Here is a 16,521-nt window from a genome sequence, read left to right as displayed (position 1 = left end):
TTTCACGAGTGGGCGCGGAGGGTTTCGAACCCCCGACCGCTGGTGTGTAAAACCAGAGCTCTACCACTGAGCTACACGCCCGTGCCCGGGCAGGTTACACGGACCGCGCGGGTGCAGGGAAATCCAGGTCAGGCGTTCAGCGCGGCCAGCGCGTCGGCCCACACCGACTGGTCGCGGGCCTCGCCTGGCTCTTTGCACTCGGAGAACCTGATCACCCCGGAACGGTCGACGGCGAAGGTGCCGCGGTTGGGATATCCGGCCTCGGCGTTGAACACGCCGTAGGCCTGGGCGACGGCCCCGTGCGGCCAGAAATCGGACAGCACGGGGAACAGGAAGCCGCTTTGGACGGCCCAGATCTTGTGGGTGGGCGGCGGGCCCACCGAGATCGCCAGCGTGGCGGTGTGGTCGTTCTCGTAGACGGGCAGGTGGTCGCGAATCCCGTCGAGCTCGCCCTGACAGATTCCGGTGAACGCCAGCGGGAAGAACACCAGCAGGACGTTCTTGCGGCCACGGAAGTCACTGAGCGTGACGGGTTGACCGTTCTGGTCTTTGAGGGTGAAGTCCGGCGCCTCGGTACCGACGGCGGCGGTCACGAATGCCGTCCGGCTGCCTTCGACTTCGGTTGCACCAGCCGGCTGGCGCTCCAGTCACCCAGGTTGGCCGACGACGTCGGCATGAGGCCGGCGGTGGGGGCCGATTCGGCGATCTCCGCGGGAAGCACATGCCCGGGCTTGCCGGTCTTGGGTGTCAGGACCCAGATGATCCCGTCGTCGGCCAGCGGCGCGATGGCGTCCATCAGCCGGTCCACCAAGTCCCCGTCCCCGTCTCGCCACCACAGCAGGACCACGTCGACGACCTCGTCGGCGTCCTCGTCGAGCAGTTCGCCACCGCTGGCGTCCTCGACGTCGAACCGGATGTCGTCATCGGTGTCTTCGTCCCAGCCCAACTCCTGAACGACCTGACCCCTCTGTATGCCCAGCCTCTGGGCATAGTTCGGGGGGCCATCCTCCGCGACCACCGTCGGGACCTCCTTAAATCGTCAGGGTCGGCTGTCTAGGGCTATCGTCGCACGACACGAGCAATTGCATGCCGCGCGGTGGGGACTAGTACGTCGCGTCGCACAGACTCAAGGCCTTGGACCTGGTGTCGTTGAGGGCGCCGATCGTCGTGTTGAACTCCCCTGCCGGGGCCCGGCCGGTGATCGCCTTTGCGGTTGCGCGGGCACCGTCGACCCAGTCGGTGAAGGCCTGCTTCAGGTCCGGCGGGATGGCGTCGGTGATGCTGCCCGCCACCGCGTCCGCACTCTGATTGAGTGCGTCGACCGCCGGTCCCTCGGTGGCCGTGGTGTTTCCACCGCCGTCATTGAAGGCGCTGACGTAGGCGTTGACCGCGTCGATGGCGTCGGCGCTGGTGGTCGAGAGCGTCTCGCACGTGTCGTGCATGGCCTGGGTCGTCAACGATGCCTGGCGCTCGGACTCGCGCGCCCGCGACGACTCCGCGGATTGCGATGCCGACACCGACACCGAGGTCCGGTAGGCCGGAGCGTCGCCCGCGTTGACCCGGGGCGAGCCGTCACTGACCGTCGTACAGCCCACCACGCCCATGGCGATCGCCGCGGCGCCGGCGGCCAGCAGACCGCCGATCCGCAACCCCCGAGCCTTTCTGATCAGCACAGGCCGAGAGGTTACCGGCAAATGGCCCGGTCCGGCGCGGTGCATTAATTTCACTGGTCGCTGTCGGCGACTACTCGTCGGTACTGCCCCGCGTGCGGCACGATAGTGGGCAGAGGGTGCAAAACCTGCGCCAGCTACTAAGGAGCTGATGTTGACCACCGAGTTCGCACGCCACGATCTGGCTCAAAACTCAAACAGCCCAACCGAATCTGATCGTGTGCGAGTGATCCGCGAGGGAGTCGCGTCCTACCTGCCCGACATTGACGGGGAAGAGACCGCCGAATGGCTCGAGTCGTTCGACGAGTTGCTGGCGCGCTCCGGCCCGGCAAGGGCCCGTTACCTGCTACTGCGAATGCTCGAGCGCGCCGGTGAGCAGCGGGTGGCCATTCCCGCGCTGACCTCCAGCGACTACGTCAACACCATCCCCACCGAACTGGAGCCCTGGTTCCCCGGCGATGAGGACGTCGAGCGCCGCTACCGTGCCTGGATCAGGTGGAACGCCGCGATCATGGTGCACCGGGCGCAGCGTCCCGGCGTCGGCGTCGGCGGCCACATCTCCACCTACGCGTCCTCCGCCGCCCTCTACGAGGTCGGTTTCAACCACTTCTTCCGGGGCAAGGCGCACCCGGGCGGCGGCGACCACGTGTTCATCCAGGGCCACGCCTCCCCCGGCATCTATGCCCGCGCGTTCCTCGAAGGGCGCCTCAGCTCCGACCAGCTCGACGGCTTCCGCCAGGAGCACAGCCATGCCGGCGGCGGCCTGCCGTCCTACCCGCACCCGCGGCTGATGCCCGACTTCTGGGAGTTTCCGACGGTGTCGATGGGCCTGGGCCCGATGAACGCCATCTATCAGGCCCGGTTCAACCACTACCTGCATGACCGCGGCATCAAGGACACCTCGGACCAGCATGTGTGGGCATTCCTCGGCGACGGCGAAATGGACGAGCCGGAGAGCCGCGGGCTGATCCAGGTGGCCGCCAACGAGGCGCTGGACAACCTGACCTTCGTCATCAACTGCAACCTGCAACGCCTCGACGGCCCGGTGCGCGGCAACGGCAAGATCATCCAGGAGCTGGAGTCGTTCTTCCGCGGCGCGGGCTGGAACGTCATCAAGGTGGTGTGGGGCCGCGAGTGGGACACCCTGCTGCACGCCGACAAGGACGGCGCGCTGGTCAACCTGATGAACACCACGCCCGACGGTGACTTCCAGACCTACAAGGCCAACGACGGCGCCTACGTCCGCGACCATTTCTTCGGCCGCGACCCGCGCACCAAGGCGCTGGTGGCCAACATGTCCGACGCCGAGATCTGGAATCTCAAGCGTGGCGGCCACGACTACCGCAAGGTCTACGCCGCCTACCGCGCGGCCATGGAGCACAAGGGCCAGCCGACGGTCATCCTGGCCAAGACCATCAAGGGGTACTCGCTGGGCGCCCACTTCCAGGGCCGCAACGCCACCCATCAGATGAAAAAGCTTGCGCTGCAGGACCTCAAGGACTTCCGCGATGCCATCCGCATCCCGATCAGCGACGCCCAGCTCGAAGAGGACCCGTATCTGCCGCCGTACTACCACCCAGGCCCGGAGGCACCGGAGATCCGCTACCTGGTGGATCGTCGCCGCGCCCTCGGCGGGTTCCTGCCGGAACGGCGCACCAAGTCCAAGGTGCTGAAGCTCCCGCCTCGCGATGCCTACAAGGCGCTCAAGAAGGGCTCCGGCCACCAGCAGGTGGCCACCACGATGGCCATCGTGCGTACCTTCAAGGAACTGTTGCGGGACAAGGAGATCGGGCATCGCATCGTCCCGATCATCCCCGACGAGGCACGCACGTTCGGGATGGACTCCTGGTTCCCGAGCCTGAAGATCTACAACCGCAACGGCCAGCTGTACACCGCGGTCGACGCCGAGTTGATGTTGGCGTACAAGGAATCCGAGATCGGGCAGATCCTGCACGAGGGCATCAACGAGGCGGGGTCCACGGGCTCGTTCATCGCGGTCGGCACCTCGTACGCGACACACAACGAGCCGATGATCCCGATCTACATCTTCTATTCGATGTTCGGCTTCCAGCGCACCGGCGACAGTTTCTGGGCGGCGGCCGATCAGATGGCCCGCGGCTTCGTGCTCGGGGCGACCGCCGGCCGCACCACGCTGACAGGCGAAGGCCTGCAGCACGCCGACGGGCACTCGCTGTTGCTGGCCTCGACCAATCCGGCAGTGGTGGCCTACGACCCGGCGTTCGCCTACGAGATCGCCTACATTGTCGAGAGCGGGCTCGCCCGGATGTACGGGGAGAACCCGGAGAACATCTACTTCTACGTGACGATCTACAACGAGCCCTACGCCCAGCCGCCGGAGCCGGAGAACTTCGACCCCGAGGGCCTGTTGCGCGGGATCTACCGCTACCGCGCGGCCACCGAGAAGCGTTCCAACGTCGCGCAGATCCTGTCGTCGGGGGTGGCGATGCCCGAGGCCCTGCGGGCGGCGGATCTGCTGGCCGAGCGCTGGGATGTGGCCGCCGACGTGTGGTCGGTCACCAGCTGGGGTGAGCTCAACCGCGACGGTGTGGCGATCGAGAAGGACCTGCTGCGCCATCCCGACCGGCCGGCGGCGACGCCGTATGTGACCCAGGTTCTCGCCGATACCGCCGGGCCGGTGGTCGCGGTCTCGGACTGGATGCGCGCGGTCCCCGAGCAGATCCGTCCGTGGGTTCCCAACACCTATGTGACGTTGGGGACCGACGGCTTCGGATTCTCCGACACCCGTCCGGCAGCTCGCCGCTACTTCAACACCGACGCCGAGTCGGTGGTGGTGGCGGTGCTCACGGCACTGGCTCGCGACGGGGAGATCGACCCGTCGGTGGCGGTGGCCGCGGCGCGGGAGTACCGGATCGACGATGTGATGGCGGCTCAGGTCTCCTACGTCGATCCCGGGAGTGCCTAGCCGACGCTCACGACGGGCGAAACCCCGCGCCTTTGGTGGGAACATCCATAAATGAGGCGTAGCTTTTAGGGATGCCTGACAATCCCCGCCCGGATGCGACGCCGCCGCTGCCTTTGGCGGTTCTGGCCAACGTGCCCGAGTCGACCCTGCGCCGGCTCAAGCAGTACTCCGGGCGGCTGGCCACCCAGGCCGTGCACGCCATGGAGGAGCGGCTGCCGTTCTTCGGTGAGCTCGAGGCCTCGCAGCGCGCCAGCGTCCAGCTGGTGGTGCAGGCCGCGGTGGTGAACTTCGTCGAGTGGATGCGCGATCCGGCCAGCCAGGTCGGCTACACCGCGCAGGCCTTCGAGCTGGTCCCGCAGGACCTCACCCGCCGCATCGCGCTGGCCCAGACCGTCGACATGGTTCGGGTCACCATGGAATTCTTCGAAGAGGTGGTGCCGCTGCTGGCCCGCTCCGACGAGCAGCTCACCGCCCTGACCATCGGCATCCTGCGCTACAGCCGGGACCTCGCGTTCGCGGCCGCGGCCTCCTATGCCGACGCCGCGGAGGCGCGCGGCTCGTGGGACAGCCGGATGGAGGCCAGCGTGGTCGACGCCATCGTGCGCGGGGACGCCGGGCCGGAACTGTTATCCCGGTCGGCGGCACTGAACTGGGATACCAACGCCCCCGCGACGGTGGTCGTCGGCACCCCGCCGCCGGGGCGGGAGGACCTGGCCAGCGAGGACATCCGCGAGATCGCGGCCCGCTTCGATCGCGGAGCGCTGGCCGACGTGCACGGCACCTGGCTGATCGCGATCATCTCGGGGCCGTTGTCCCCGACCGACAAGTTCTTCAACCAGCTGCTGACGGCGTTCTCGAGCGGACCCGTGGTCATCGGCCCGACGGCGGCGATGCTGACGGCCGCCCATTACAGCGCCACCGAGGCGATCTCGGGGATGAACGCCGTCGCCGGCTGGAGCGGGGCGCCGCGGCCGGTGCTGGCCCGCGAACTGCTGCCCGAGCGGGCGCTACTCGGTGACGCCTCGGCGATCGCCGCGCTGCACACCGAGATCATGCGGCCACTGGCCGACGCCGGCCCGGCCCTCACCGACACGCTCGACGCCTACCTCGACAGCGGCGGTGCGATTGAAGCTTGCGCGCGGAAACTGTTCGTTCATCCAAATACTGTCCGGTACCGCCTAAAGCGGGTGGCCGATTTCACCGGCCGGGATCCCACGCTGCCGCGCGATGCGTACGTGCTGCGGGTCGCCGCCACGGTCGCGCGGCTCGGCTACCCGCCGTCGCCTCAGACCATGGCAAACAGATCTGTAGCCCAGCTCACACCGGCGCTGGTGGGCATCAACGGCATGAAGTGAGCCAGGCCACAGATCGCGGGATGGTCTCATTGGAGTCGCATCACATGCACTTTTGTGGACAACCTACAAAAACCTAAGACAAGGTTCATAATCTCTTACACCGCGCAAAACCCGTTTCACAGTGTTCCCTTAAGAACGTGATTGCTTTGCTCGCCCCCGGACAGGGATCACAGACCCCCGGCATGCTCGCGCCATGGCTCGAGTTGCCCGGTTCTGCCGATCAGATTGCGACCTGGTCGCAGATCAGTGGTCTGGATCTGGCCCGGCTCGGCACCACGGCGTCGGCTGAGGAGATCACCGACACCGCGGTCACCCAGCCGTTGGTCGTGGCGGCGACCCTGCTGGCCAACGCCGAACTGGTGAAGCGCGGGACGCTGACCGGCGGGCAGGAGCGCAGCGACTCGGGGAATGGCAGCGGCGGGCAGACCGTCGTGGCCGGTCACTCGGTCGGTGAGATCGCCGCGTACGCGATCGCGGGCGTCATCTCCCCCGACGACGCCGTCAAGCTGGCGGCCGTCCGCGGCGCCGAGATGGCCAAGGCCTGTGCGGTGGAGCCCACCGGCATGTCGGCCGTCCTGGGCGGCGACGAGGCCGAGGTGCTGGCCCGCCTGGAGGCGCTGGACCTCATCCCGGCCAACCGCAATGCCGCCGGGCAGATCGTGGCCGCCGGTGCCGTCGCGGCGCTGGAGAAGCTGGCCGAGGATCCCCCCGCCAAGGCCCGGGTGCGCCAGCTGGCCACCGCAGGCGCCTTCCACACCCACTTCATGGCCTCCGCGCTGGACGGTTACGCCGCCGCGGCCGCCGACGTGGTCACCTCCGAGCCCACCACCACGCTGCTGTCCAACGCCGACGGCCAGCCGGTCGCATCGGCGGCCGACGCCATGGACAAGCTCGTCGCACAGCTGACCCGCCCCGTGCGCTGGGACCTGTGCACCGAAACACTGCGCCAGCTCGCAGTGCAGGCGATCGTCGAGTTCCCGCCCGCGGGCGCCTTGACCGGTATCGCCAAACGAGAACTTCGGGGAGTTGCGACGCGCGCCGTCAAGACACCCGCAGACCTGGACGAATTGACCGAGCTCTAGACGCGGGCCGGATCCAGGACAACCACATCAACACCCACTGATTTACCAAGTAGAACAACCGATTACGAAGGGAGCCACACTGTGGCCGCCAGCCAGGAAGAAATCATTGCCGGTCTCGCCGAGATCATCGAAGAGGTCACCGGTATCGAGCCGTCCGAGGTGACCCCCGAGAAGTCCTTCGTCGACGACCTGGACATCGACTCGCTGTCGATGGTCGAAATCGCCGTTCAGACCGAGGACAAGTACGGCGTGAAGATCCCCGACGAGGATCTGGCCGGCCTTCGCACCGTCGGTGACGTCGTGAACTACATCCAGAAGCTCGAGGAAGAGAACCCCGAGGCTGCCGCTGCTCTGCGCGAGAAGTTCGCACAGTGACCAAGCCTTCCACTGCTAACGGCGGTTTCCCCAATGTTGTGGTGACCGCCGTTACGGCGACAACCTCAGTCGCGGGCGACATTGAGAGCACGTGGAAGGGTCTGTTGGCCGGCGAGAGCGGCATCCGCGTTCTCGAGGACGACTTCGTCACCAAATGGGATCTGCCGGTCAAGATCGGTGGGCACCTCAAGGATCCGGTCGACGACCACATGGGTCGGCTCGACTTCCGCCGCATGTCCTACGTGCAGCGGATGTCGAAGTTCCTCAGCGCTCAGCTGTGGGAGACCGCCGGCAAGCCGGAGGTCGATCCCGACCGCTTCGCCGTCGTCGTCGGTACGGGCCTGGGTGGTGGCGAGAAGATCGTCGAAACCTACGACGCGATGAACGAGGGCGGGCCCCGCAAGGTGTCCCCGCTCGCCGTTCAGATGATCATGCCCAACGGTGCGGCGGCGGTCGTCGGCCTCGAGCTCGGGGCCCGCGCCGGCGTCATCACGCCGGTGTCGGCCTGCTCGTCGGGGTCGGAGGCCATCGCTCACGCATGGCGTCAAATCGTCATGGGTGACGCCGATTTCGCGGTCTGCGGTGGCGTCGAAGGCGGCATCGAGGCGTTGCCCATCGCAACGTTCTCGATGATGCGCGCGATGTCGACCCGCAACGACGAGCCCGAGCGGGCATCCCGTCCGTTCGACAAGGATCGCGACGGATTCGTCTTCGGCGAAGCCGGTGCGCTCATGATCATCGAGACCGAGGAGCATGCCCTAGCCCGCGGCGCGAAGCCGCTGGCCCGGCTGTTGGGTGCGGGCATCACGTCGGACGCCTACCACATGGTGGCGCCGGCTCCGGACGGCCTGCGGGCCGGCCGGGCGATGACCCGGGCGATGGAGTTGGCGGGCTTGTCCCCCAAGGACATCGACCACGTCAACGCGCACGCCACGTCAACGTCGATCGGTGACATCGCCGAGGCCAACGCCATCCGGGTCGCCGGTGTGGACCACGCCGCGGTGTACGCACCGAAGTCGGCCCTCGGCCACTCGATCGGTGCGGTTGGTGCCCTGGAGTCGATCCTCACGGTGCTGGCTCTGCGCGACGGTGTCATCCCGCCGACGCTGAACTACGAAACACCGGATCCGGAAATCAACCTGGACGTGGTTGCGGGTGAACCCCGTTACGGCGACTACCAGTACGCGATCAACAACTCGTTCGGATTCGGAGGACACAACGTGGCGCTCGCCTTCGGGCGCTACTGATCCTGGGGGAAAGGACGAACGACAGAGAATGGCAGGGTTGACACAACTGTCAACGGGGAAGAGTTTCCCCAATGTGGTCGTCACTGGCGTGGCCATGACGACCGCCCTGGCATCTGACGCCGACAGCACCTGGAAGGCGCTGCTGGACGGGCAAAGTGGGATCCGGCTTCTCGAGGACGAGTTCGTCGAGAAGTACGACTTGCCCGTCCGGATCGGCGGACACCTCGTCGAAGAGTTCGACGGTGAGCTGACGCGGGTGGAACTACGTCGGTTGTCGTACCTGCAGAAGATGTCCACCGTCCTGGGTCGGCGGGTGTGGCAGAACGCCGGATCACCGGAGGTCGACACCCGTCGGCTGATGGTCTCGATCGGAACCGGTATGGGATCGACCGAGGAGCTGGTGTTCGCTTACGACGGCATGCGCGCGAAGGGTCTGCGCGCAGTGTCGCCGTTGGCGGTTCAGATGTACATGCCCAACGCCGCAGCCGCGGCGGTGGGCCTGGAGCTCGGAGCCAAAGCCGGTGTCATCACTCCGGTTTCAGCGTGTGCTTCGGGTTCGGAGGGGATCGCCCAGGCGTGGCGGCAGATCGTTCTCGGCGAAGCCGATATCGCGGTCTGCGGCGGCGTCGAGACCAAGATCGAGGCGGTGCCGATTGCCGGATTCGCGCAGATGCGCATCGTCTTGTCGACCACGAACGACGATCCCGCCGGTGCCTGCCGGCCGTTCGACCGGGATCGCAACGGTTTCGTGTTCGGCGAGGGTGGCGCGCTGATGGTGATCGAGACCGAGGAACATGCCAAGGCCCGCGGCGCCAACATCCTGGCCCGCATCATGGGGGCGGGGATCACCTCGGACGGCTACCACATCGTGGCTCCCGACCCCACCGGCGATCAGGCAGGACAGGCGATCACCCGGGCCATCCAGGTCGCGGGGCTGCAACCCACCGACATCGATCACATCAACGCACACGCGACGGGCACTCAGGTTGGTGACGTGGCGGAAGGTAAGGCGATCAACAACGCGATGGGCAAGCACCGCCCTGCGGTCTACGCACCCAAGTCGGCGCTGGGCCACTCGGTCGGTGCCGTCGGAGCGGTGGAGTCGATCCTGACCATCATGGCGCTGCGGGACGGCGTCGTCCCGCCCACGCTCAACCTGCGCAACCTCGATCCGGAGATCGATCTGGATGTGGTGGCCGGAGAACCCCGGCCAGGCAACTACCAATACGCGGTAAACAACTCATTCGGATTCGGTGGCCACAACGTCGCGATCGCTTTCGGAAAGTACTGAAAACCGAAGGCGCTGGCGGCAACCGGCGCGCACAAAGGAGATTTGGATGACGATCATGGCACCTGAGACGGTCGGCGAATCGCTCGACCCGCGCGATCCGCTGCTGCGCCTGCGCACCTTCTTCGACGACGACACCGTCGAGCTGCTGCACGAGCGTGACCGCTCAGGTGTGCTGGCCGCATCCGGCACCGTCAACGGTGTGCGGACCATCGCGTTCTGCACCGACGGCACGGTCATGGGCGGCGCCATGGGCGTGGAGGGCTGCCAGCACATCGTCAACGCCTACGACAGGGCCATCGAGGAGCAGAGCCCCATTGTGGGCATCTGGCACTCCGGTGGGGCCCGGCTGGCCGAGGGCGTACGCGCGCTGCACGCGGTGGGCCTGGTGTTCGAGGCGATGATCCGCGCCTCGGGCTACATCCCGCAGATCTCGGTCGTCGTCGGCTTCGCCGCCGGCGGCGCCGCCTACGGACCCGCGCTGACCGACGTCGTCATCATGGCCAGCGAGGGCCGGGTGTTCGTCACCGGACCGGACGTGGTGCGCAGCGTCACCGGCGAAGACGTGGACATGGCCTCGCTCGGCGGCCCGGACACCCACCACAAGAAGTCCGGTGTGTGCCACATCGTCGCCGACAGCGAGCTCGACGCCTATGCTCGTGGTCGCCGGCTGGTCGGATTGTTCAGCCAGCAGGGGCATTTCGACCGCAGCAAGGCCGAGGCCGGCGACGTCGACCTGCACGCGCTGCTGCCGGAGTCGCCCCGCCGCGCCTACGACGTGCATCCGTTGGTGGAGGCGCTGCTAGACTCCGACGACGAGGGCAACTCGTCGTTCGAGGAGTTCCAGGGCAAGTGGGCTCCCTCCATCGTGGTCGGCATCGGCCGTCTTGCCGGTCGCACCGTCGGCGTGCTGGCCAACAACCCGCTGCGCCTGGGCGGCTGCCTGAACTCCGAAAGTGCCGAGAAGGCAGCACGTCTGGTGCGGTTGTGCGACGCGTTCGGCATCCCGCTGGTCGTCATCGTCGACGTGCCGGGCTACCTGCCCGGTGTCGACCAGGAGTGGGGCGGTGTCGTGCGACGCGGCGCCAAGCTGCTGCACGCCTTCGGTGAGGCCAGCGTCCCCCGCGTGACGCTGGTGACCCGAAAGATCTACGGCGGGGCCTACATCGCGATGAACTCGCGGTCGCTCGGCGCCACCAAGGTCTTCGCCTGGCCGGACGCCGAGGTCGCCGTTATGGGCGCCAAGGCCGCCGTCGGGATCCTGCACAAGAAGAAGCTGGCCGCCGCGGAAGACCACGAGCGCGATGCGCTGCACGAGGAGCTGGCCGCCGAGCACGAGCGGATCGCCGGTGGCGTGGATTCGGCCATCGAGATCGGCGTGGTTGACGAGAAGATCGACCCCTCACACACCCGCAGCAAGGTCACTCAGGCGCTGGCCGAGGCCCCCGGCCGCCGCGGTCGCCACAAGAACATCCCGCTGTAGCCCTCAGCTGGTTGCGGCCAGGAATTCCTGCGCCGCGGGCAGCGCCCGCTCCCGGTCGGCGGCGACCAGTCCGATCCGGGTGCGCCGATCGAGGATGTCGTCGGCGCTCAGCGCGCCTTCGTGGGTCACGGCGAACTCGAACTCGGCCCGGGTCACGTCGATGCCATCGGTGACGAGCTCGGTCGGTCTGTCACACCGCGCCGAGGCGATGACGTTGGGCGACTCCGCCCCGTAGCGGGCGACCAGCGAGCCGGGGATCTCACTCGAGGTGCGCAGGGCGGCAACGGGATTGGCAGGTGCCCCGACCAACGGCAGATTACGGGTGCGGCACCGGCCCGCGACGATCGACCTGGCCGTCAGCGCGCGGTCCAATGTGTCTTCGGCCATGTGCCGGTACTCGGTCAGCTTGCCGCCCACCACACTGAACAGCCCGGACCCCGATTCGAGGACGGCGTGGTCACGGGACAGATCGGATGTCCGGCCTTCGCCGGTGTCGATGAGTGGCCGCAGACCCGCGTAGGCACCGATGATGTCGGCGGCGCCCAGCGCGGTGCCCAGGGCGGTGTTGACGGTGTCCAACAGGAAGGTGACCTCGGCGTCGGTCGGCTGCGGCTCGTCGGGAATCGGCCCTGGCGCGTCCTCGTCGGTCAGGCCCAGGTAGACCCGGCCGAGTTGTTCGGGCATGGCGAACACGAAGCGGTTGATCTCGCCGGGGATTGGAATGGTCAGGGCTGCAACGGGATTGCCGAACGAGGCGGCGTCGAACACCAGATGCGTGCCACGGCTGGGGCGCAGTTTGATCGACGAGTCCACCTCGCCGGCCCACACCCCGGTGGCGTTGATGACCGTGCGGGCCGTCAGGCTCAGGGTCTCCCCCGTGATCTCGTCGACCAGACGCACCGAGTCGCCGGTGGCGGATTCCGCCGACACCCGGGTGAGGATCCGTGCGCCGTGCTGGGCGGCGGTACGGGCGACGGCGGTGACCAGTCGGGCGTCGTCGATGAGCTGGCCGTCGTAGGCCAGCAGCGCGCCGTCGAGCCCGTCGCGGCGTACCGTCGGCGCCATCGCCACGGCCTGCTGGACGCCGATCCGGCGCGAGCGCGGCAGCGTCGAGGACTTCGTACCGGCGAGCACACGCAGTGCGTCCCCGGCGACGAATCCCGTTCGCACCAGCGCCCGTTGGGCGTGGCTCATGGACGGCAGCAACGGTACGAGCTGGGGCATGGCGTGGACCAGATGGGGCGCGTTGCGGGTCATCAGGATTCCGCGTTCGACGGCGCTGCGCCGTGCGATGCCGACGTTTCCGGTGGCCAGGTAGCGCAGCCCGCCGTGCACCAGCTTGGAGCTCCACCGGCTGGTCCCGAAGGCCAGGTCGTGCTTTTCCACCAGGACGACCGAGAGGCCACGGCTGGCGGCATCCAACGCGATGCCGGTACCGGTGATGCCGCCGCCGATGACGACCACGTCGACGAGTCCGGTGTCACCGAGCGCAGCAAGATCGGCGCTGCGGCGAGCGGCGTTGAGGGCGGTGAGATCACTCATGCGAGATATCCGTTCAGGACGCGGGCGAGCTCGACGGCCAGGGCCGGCGCGTCGAGGATGGTCTCGACGATCGCGCCCGACTGAATGGACGACTGGGCGATCAGCAGGACCATCGCCGACATCTGGCGGACATCGCCGGCCCGGACGCTGCCGTCGGCCTGGCCGGCTCGCAGTTCGTCTTCTACGAGGTCGATGAGGATCTGCTGGCTGGTGCCGAGCCGGCCTGCGATGTAGACCATCGCCAGGTCGGGCGCCGAGCGCAGTACCGAGACGATCAGCTCGTCGTCGCGCAGCCGCTGGGCCACCTCGACGATGCGGGCCACGAGGCCTTCGCGACCCGGCCGGCGCGCGGGAACCGACTTCCAGGTGCCGGTGATCCGGTCGGTGAGAAGTGACGCCACGATGGCGCGGGTATCGGGCCAGCGCCGGTAGATCGTCGGGCGGCTCACGCCGGCCCGGCGGGCGATCTCGGCCAGGGTGACCCGTTCCACGCCGTAATCCCGCAGGCAGCTGGCCGCCGCGGTAAGGATTCGGTCGTCGATGTCCACCGACTCTGCGTTACTGATTGACAGCATGTGTAATACTGTAACGCATGCGCAACGATGCCGCCCACACCACCCTCATTCCGCCGATGGCGTGGAACGCCTGGGGCGACCCCCAGGCAGCCAAGCCGCTGTCCGACGGGATTCGCAGCCTGCTCGAACAGGCCCTCGGCGTAACGACCACCACCATCGCCGCACCCGGCATCGACGAGGTGCAGATCCGGCAGTCGTCGCTGCCTGACACCGACCGCGACGGACTCGCCGCGATCGTCGGTGCCGACTACATCCGGACGGGCCGCGAGCGCCTGCTGTACGCGGGCGGCAAGTCGACCCTGGACCTGTTGCGCCGCAAGCAAATTCATCAGGACGCGCCGGATGCCGTGCTGCTGCCTGCCGGCGAGGACGAGATCGCGGCGGTGCTGGCCTACTGCACCGAGCACGGCATCGCGGTGGTGCCGTTCGGTGGTGGCACCAGCGTGGTCGGTGGTCTGGATCCGATTCGCGGGCAGTTCGGTTCGGTCGTGTCGCTGGATCTGCGCCGCCTCGACGAGCTGCACTCGCTCGACGAGACCTCACAAGAGGCCGAACTCGGCGCCGGCGTCACCGGGCCGGACGCGGAGCGACTGCTGGGCGAGCGGGGCTTCTCACTCGGACATTTCCCGCAGAGCTTCCGCTTCGCGACGATCGGCGGGTACGCGGCCACCCGCTCCTCGGGACAGGACTCGGCTGGGTACGGCCGGTTCAACGACATGATCCGCGGCCTTCGTGTGGTGACCCCCGTCGGCGTGCTGGACTTGGGCCGGGCACCGGAGACGGCGGCCGGGCCGGACCTGCGCGAGCTGTTCTCCGGATCGGAGGGTGTCTTCGGCGTCATCACCCGGGTGCGGCTGCGCGTGCACCCTATTCCGGAGGCCGTGCGCTACGAGGCATGGTCATTCCCCGACTTCACCACCGGCGCGGCGGCGCTGCGCGCCGTCACCCAGATCGGCACCGGCCCGACCGTGCTGCGGTTGTCCGACGAGGCCGAGACGGGCGTCAACCTGGCCACCACCGGCAACATCGGTGAGCAGACCATCACCGGTGGATGCCTGGGCATCACGGTGTTCGAGGGCAGCGCCGCGCATGCCGAGAGCCGGCACGCCGAGACCCGGGCCGTGCTGGAGGCCAACGGCGGGACATCGCTGGGCGAAGGCCCGGCCCGCGCCTGGGAGCACGGCCGCTTCGACGCGCCTTATCTGCGCGACTCGCTGCTGGCCGCAGGCGCACTCTGCGAGACCCTTGAAACGGCGACCACCTGGGCCAACGTGCCCAACCTGAAGGCGGCCGTGACCGAGGCACTGACCAATTCGCTCGCCGAAAGCGGGACACCGGCGCTGGTGATGTGCCACATTTCGCATGTGTACCCCACCGGAGCGTCGCTGTACTTCACGGTCGTGGCCGGGCAGCGCGGGGATGTCGCCGAGCAGTGGCGGACCGCGAAAGTCGCTGCCTGCGAAGCGATCACCCGTGTCGGTGCGACGATCACCCATCACCATGCCGTGGGGGCCGACCATCGGCCGTGGATGACCGCCGAGGTTGGCGAGCTCGGCGTGAAGGTGCTGCGCGCGGTGAAGCAGGCGGTGGATCCGGCCGGAATCCTCAACCCGGGCAAGCTCATTCCATGACCGGTACCGTCACGCTGCTGACGAACCCGATGTCGGGGCACGGCAATGCGCCGCACGCCTCGGAACGGGCGGTGGCCCGGTTCCAGGAGCTCGGGATCGACGTGGTGGCGATCGTCGGCCGCGATGCCGCGCATGCCCGGCAACTGGTCGACGAGGCGTTGAGCAGGGGCACGGATGCACTGGTCGTCGTCGGCGGCGACGGGGTGATCCGGCTGGCGCTGCAGGCGCTGGCGCGCACCGACGTTCCGCTGGGAATCGTGCCCGCGGGCACCGGCAACGACCATGCCCGGGAGTACCGGTTGCCGACCGCAGATCCCGAACGCGCCGTCGACATCATCGCGGCAGGGCACACCGAGACAGTCGACCTTGGTCTCATCAAGGGCACCGACGGCAGCAGCACGTGGTTCGGCACTGTTGCCGCAACAGGTTTCGACTCGCTCGTCAGCGATCGGGTGAACCGGATGAGTTGGCCGCACGGGCGGATGCGCTACAACGTCGCGATGGTGGCCGAGTTGTCGAAGCTGCGACTGTTGCCGTTCCGGATAGTCCTCGACGGGCAGCGCGAGATCAACACGAGGCTGACGCTGGCGGCGTTCGGAAACACCCGGAGTTACGGCGGCGGAATGCAGATCTGCCCGGGCGCCAACCACTCTGACGGGATGCTCGACATCACGATGGTGCATTCGGCGTCACGTACCAGGCTCATCCGGTTGTTCCCGACGGTGTTCAAGGGTACGCACGTCAACCTCGACGAGGTCACCGTCGACCGGGCCAGGACCATCACCGTCGAATCCCCCGGCATCAACGCCTACGCCGACGGCGACTACGTCTGCCCGCTTCCCGCCGAGATCTCCGCGGTGCCCGGCGCGTTGAAGATCTTCGTTCCGGCCTAGCGTTCCAGTGCCGTTGCGCAGGCCTGCAGAATTGCGCCGAAGTTCCACGGGAGCAGCCGAGAAGTCAGCGCCTCCATGACCTTTCCACCGGCACGCACCGGATGCGCATAGCGCGACTCCCACCGGACGCGGGTTCCGCCGGGCGCCGGTGTGAATGTCAGGGTGCCGCCCTCGTGGTCGAAGGCCGGGACCGAGCTGATGATCAGGTACGAGTAGCTGTGCGGCGGGTCGTAGGCGGTGATCTCCTCGCGGAACCACATACCGGTAGCGACCGCCTTCCGCACCGCGCCCACACCCGGCTCAGAGACGCCTTTGACCCAGCCGGCCTGCAACAGCAGGGGTGCGGTCGTGAGGTTCGCCGGGTCGGCCAGCCACTCGAAGACCGCTTCGGGCGGCGCGGCGATGGTGCGTTCGACGTCAATCTGGACCATAGGCC

General features: G+C 67.8%; 15 protein-coding genes and 1 tRNA gene. 9 read left to right on the top strand and 7 right to left on the bottom strand.

Annotated elements, in window-relative coordinates:
• Positions 1–9: 9 nt before the first annotated feature.
• The 4 genes from HBE64_RS09020 to HBE64_RS09005 all read right to left on the bottom strand — a co-directional run bounded on the left by HBE64_RS09020 (position 10) and on the right by HBE64_RS09005 (position 1,673).
• Positions 10–81: transfer RNA gene (locus tag HBE64_RS09020), tRNA-Val, on the bottom strand.
• 47 nt (positions 82–128) lie between these two features.
• Positions 129–593, bottom strand: a complete 465-nt coding sequence (locus HBE64_RS09015; protein ID WP_167100566.1) for a peroxiredoxin — start codon at positions 591–593, stop codon at positions 129–131.
• Positions 590–1,018, bottom strand: coding sequence for a DUF3052 domain-containing protein (locus HBE64_RS09010; protein WP_167100563.1), 429 nt, complete (start codon positions 1,016–1,018; stop codon positions 590–592). Before HBE64_RS09010 ends, HBE64_RS09015 begins: the two co-directional genes overlap by 4 nt.
• Before the next feature lie 85 nt (positions 1,019–1,103).
• On the bottom strand, positions 1,104–1,673 hold the full coding sequence (locus HBE64_RS09005; protein ID WP_243841550.1) for a hypothetical protein: 570 nt from the start codon (positions 1,671–1,673) through the stop codon (positions 1,104–1,106).
• A gap of 151 nt (positions 1,674–1,824) precedes the next feature.
• Between HBE64_RS09005 and aceE the strand changes: the two genes are divergently transcribed.
• The 7 genes from aceE to HBE64_RS08970 all read left to right on the top strand — a co-directional run bounded on the left by aceE (position 1,825) and on the right by HBE64_RS08970 (position 11,444).
• On the top strand, positions 1,825–4,614 hold the full coding sequence (gene aceE, locus HBE64_RS09000; RefSeq protein ID WP_167108961.1) for a pyruvate dehydrogenase (acetyl-transferring), homodimeric type: 2,790 nt from the start codon (positions 1,825–1,827) through the stop codon (positions 4,612–4,614).
• A 71-nt stretch (positions 4,615–4,685) separates the two neighbouring features.
• Positions 4,686–5,969 (top strand): CdaR family transcriptional regulator, encoded by a 1,284-nt coding sequence (locus tag HBE64_RS08995; protein ID WP_167100558.1) that lies wholly within the window; start codon positions 4,686–4,688, stop codon positions 5,967–5,969.
• Between the two features lie 137 nt (positions 5,970–6,106).
• A complete protein-coding gene (locus HBE64_RS08990; protein WP_167100554.1) occupies positions 6,107–7,051 on the top strand; it encodes an ACP S-malonyltransferase in 945 nt (314 codons plus the stop codon).
• An 81-nt stretch (positions 7,052–7,132) separates the two neighbouring features.
• The gene (acpM, locus tag HBE64_RS08985; RefSeq protein WP_163804014.1) at positions 7,133–7,426 is read left to right on the top strand and encodes a meromycolate extension acyl carrier protein AcpM; all 294 of its coding nucleotides are present in this window, start codon (positions 7,133–7,135) and stop codon (positions 7,424–7,426) included.
• The gene (gene kasA / locus HBE64_RS08980; RefSeq protein ID WP_167100551.1) at positions 7,423–8,673 is read left to right on the top strand and encodes a 3-oxoacyl-ACP synthase KasA; all 1,251 of its coding nucleotides are present in this window, start codon (positions 7,423–7,425) and stop codon (positions 8,671–8,673) included. Before acpM ends, kasA begins: the two co-directional genes overlap by 4 nt.
• 28 nt (positions 8,674–8,701) lie before the next feature.
• Entirely contained in the window at positions 8,702–9,964 is a 1,263-nt protein-coding gene (kasB, locus tag HBE64_RS08975) for a 3-oxoacyl-ACP synthase KasB (protein WP_167100548.1), read from the top strand.
• 46 nt (positions 9,965–10,010) lie between these two features.
• Positions 10,011–11,444, top strand: a complete 1,434-nt coding sequence (locus HBE64_RS08970; RefSeq protein ID WP_167100546.1) for an acyl-CoA carboxylase subunit beta — start codon at positions 10,011–10,013, stop codon at positions 11,442–11,444.
• Positions 11,445–11,447: 3 nt separating this feature from the next.
• On the opposite strand, the gene HBE64_RS08965 is transcribed toward HBE64_RS08970, so the two are convergent.
• Complete coding sequence (locus tag HBE64_RS08965) at positions 11,448–12,986, bottom strand: glycerol-3-phosphate dehydrogenase/oxidase (RefSeq protein ID WP_167100543.1); 1,539 nt, start codon at positions 12,984–12,986, stop codon at positions 11,448–11,450.
• Positions 12,983–13,561 (bottom strand): TetR/AcrR family transcriptional regulator, encoded by a 579-nt coding sequence (locus HBE64_RS08960; RefSeq protein WP_208300596.1) that lies wholly within the window; start codon positions 13,559–13,561, stop codon positions 12,983–12,985. The genes HBE64_RS08965 and HBE64_RS08960 overlap by 4 nt, the downstream gene beginning before the upstream one ends.
• Before the next feature lie 56 nt (positions 13,562–13,617).
• Here HBE64_RS08960 and HBE64_RS08955 point away from each other — a divergent pair, with 56 nt between their 5' ends.
• A complete protein-coding gene (locus tag HBE64_RS08955) occupies positions 13,618–15,192 on the top strand; it encodes an FAD-binding oxidoreductase (protein WP_167108955.1) in 1,575 nt (524 codons plus the stop codon).
• Positions 15,189–16,085 (top strand): diacylglycerol kinase, encoded by an 897-nt coding sequence (locus HBE64_RS08950; RefSeq protein WP_167100540.1) that lies wholly within the window; start codon positions 15,189–15,191, stop codon positions 16,083–16,085. The genes HBE64_RS08955 and HBE64_RS08950 overlap by 4 nt, the downstream gene beginning before the upstream one ends.
• On the opposite strand, the gene HBE64_RS08945 is transcribed toward HBE64_RS08950, so the two are convergent.
• Positions 16,082–16,516 carry an SRPBCC family protein gene (locus tag HBE64_RS08945; RefSeq protein WP_167100537.1) on the bottom strand — a complete coding sequence of 145 codons (435 nt, stop codon included), beginning with the start codon at positions 16,514–16,516 and terminating at the stop codon, positions 16,082–16,084. The two genes, HBE64_RS08950 and HBE64_RS08945, sit on opposite strands and share 4 nt — an antisense overlap.
• Between the last annotated feature and the right edge of the window lie 5 nt (positions 16,517–16,521).

Source organism: Mycobacterium sp. DL592 (assembly GCF_011694515.1).
In the GTDB taxonomy this organism is placed as follows: domain Bacteria; phylum Actinomycetota; class Actinomycetes; order Mycobacteriales; family Mycobacteriaceae; genus Mycobacterium.
The sequence above is the reverse complement of the archived record's forward strand: the minus strand, read 5'-3'. Positions and strand labels throughout refer to the sequence as shown.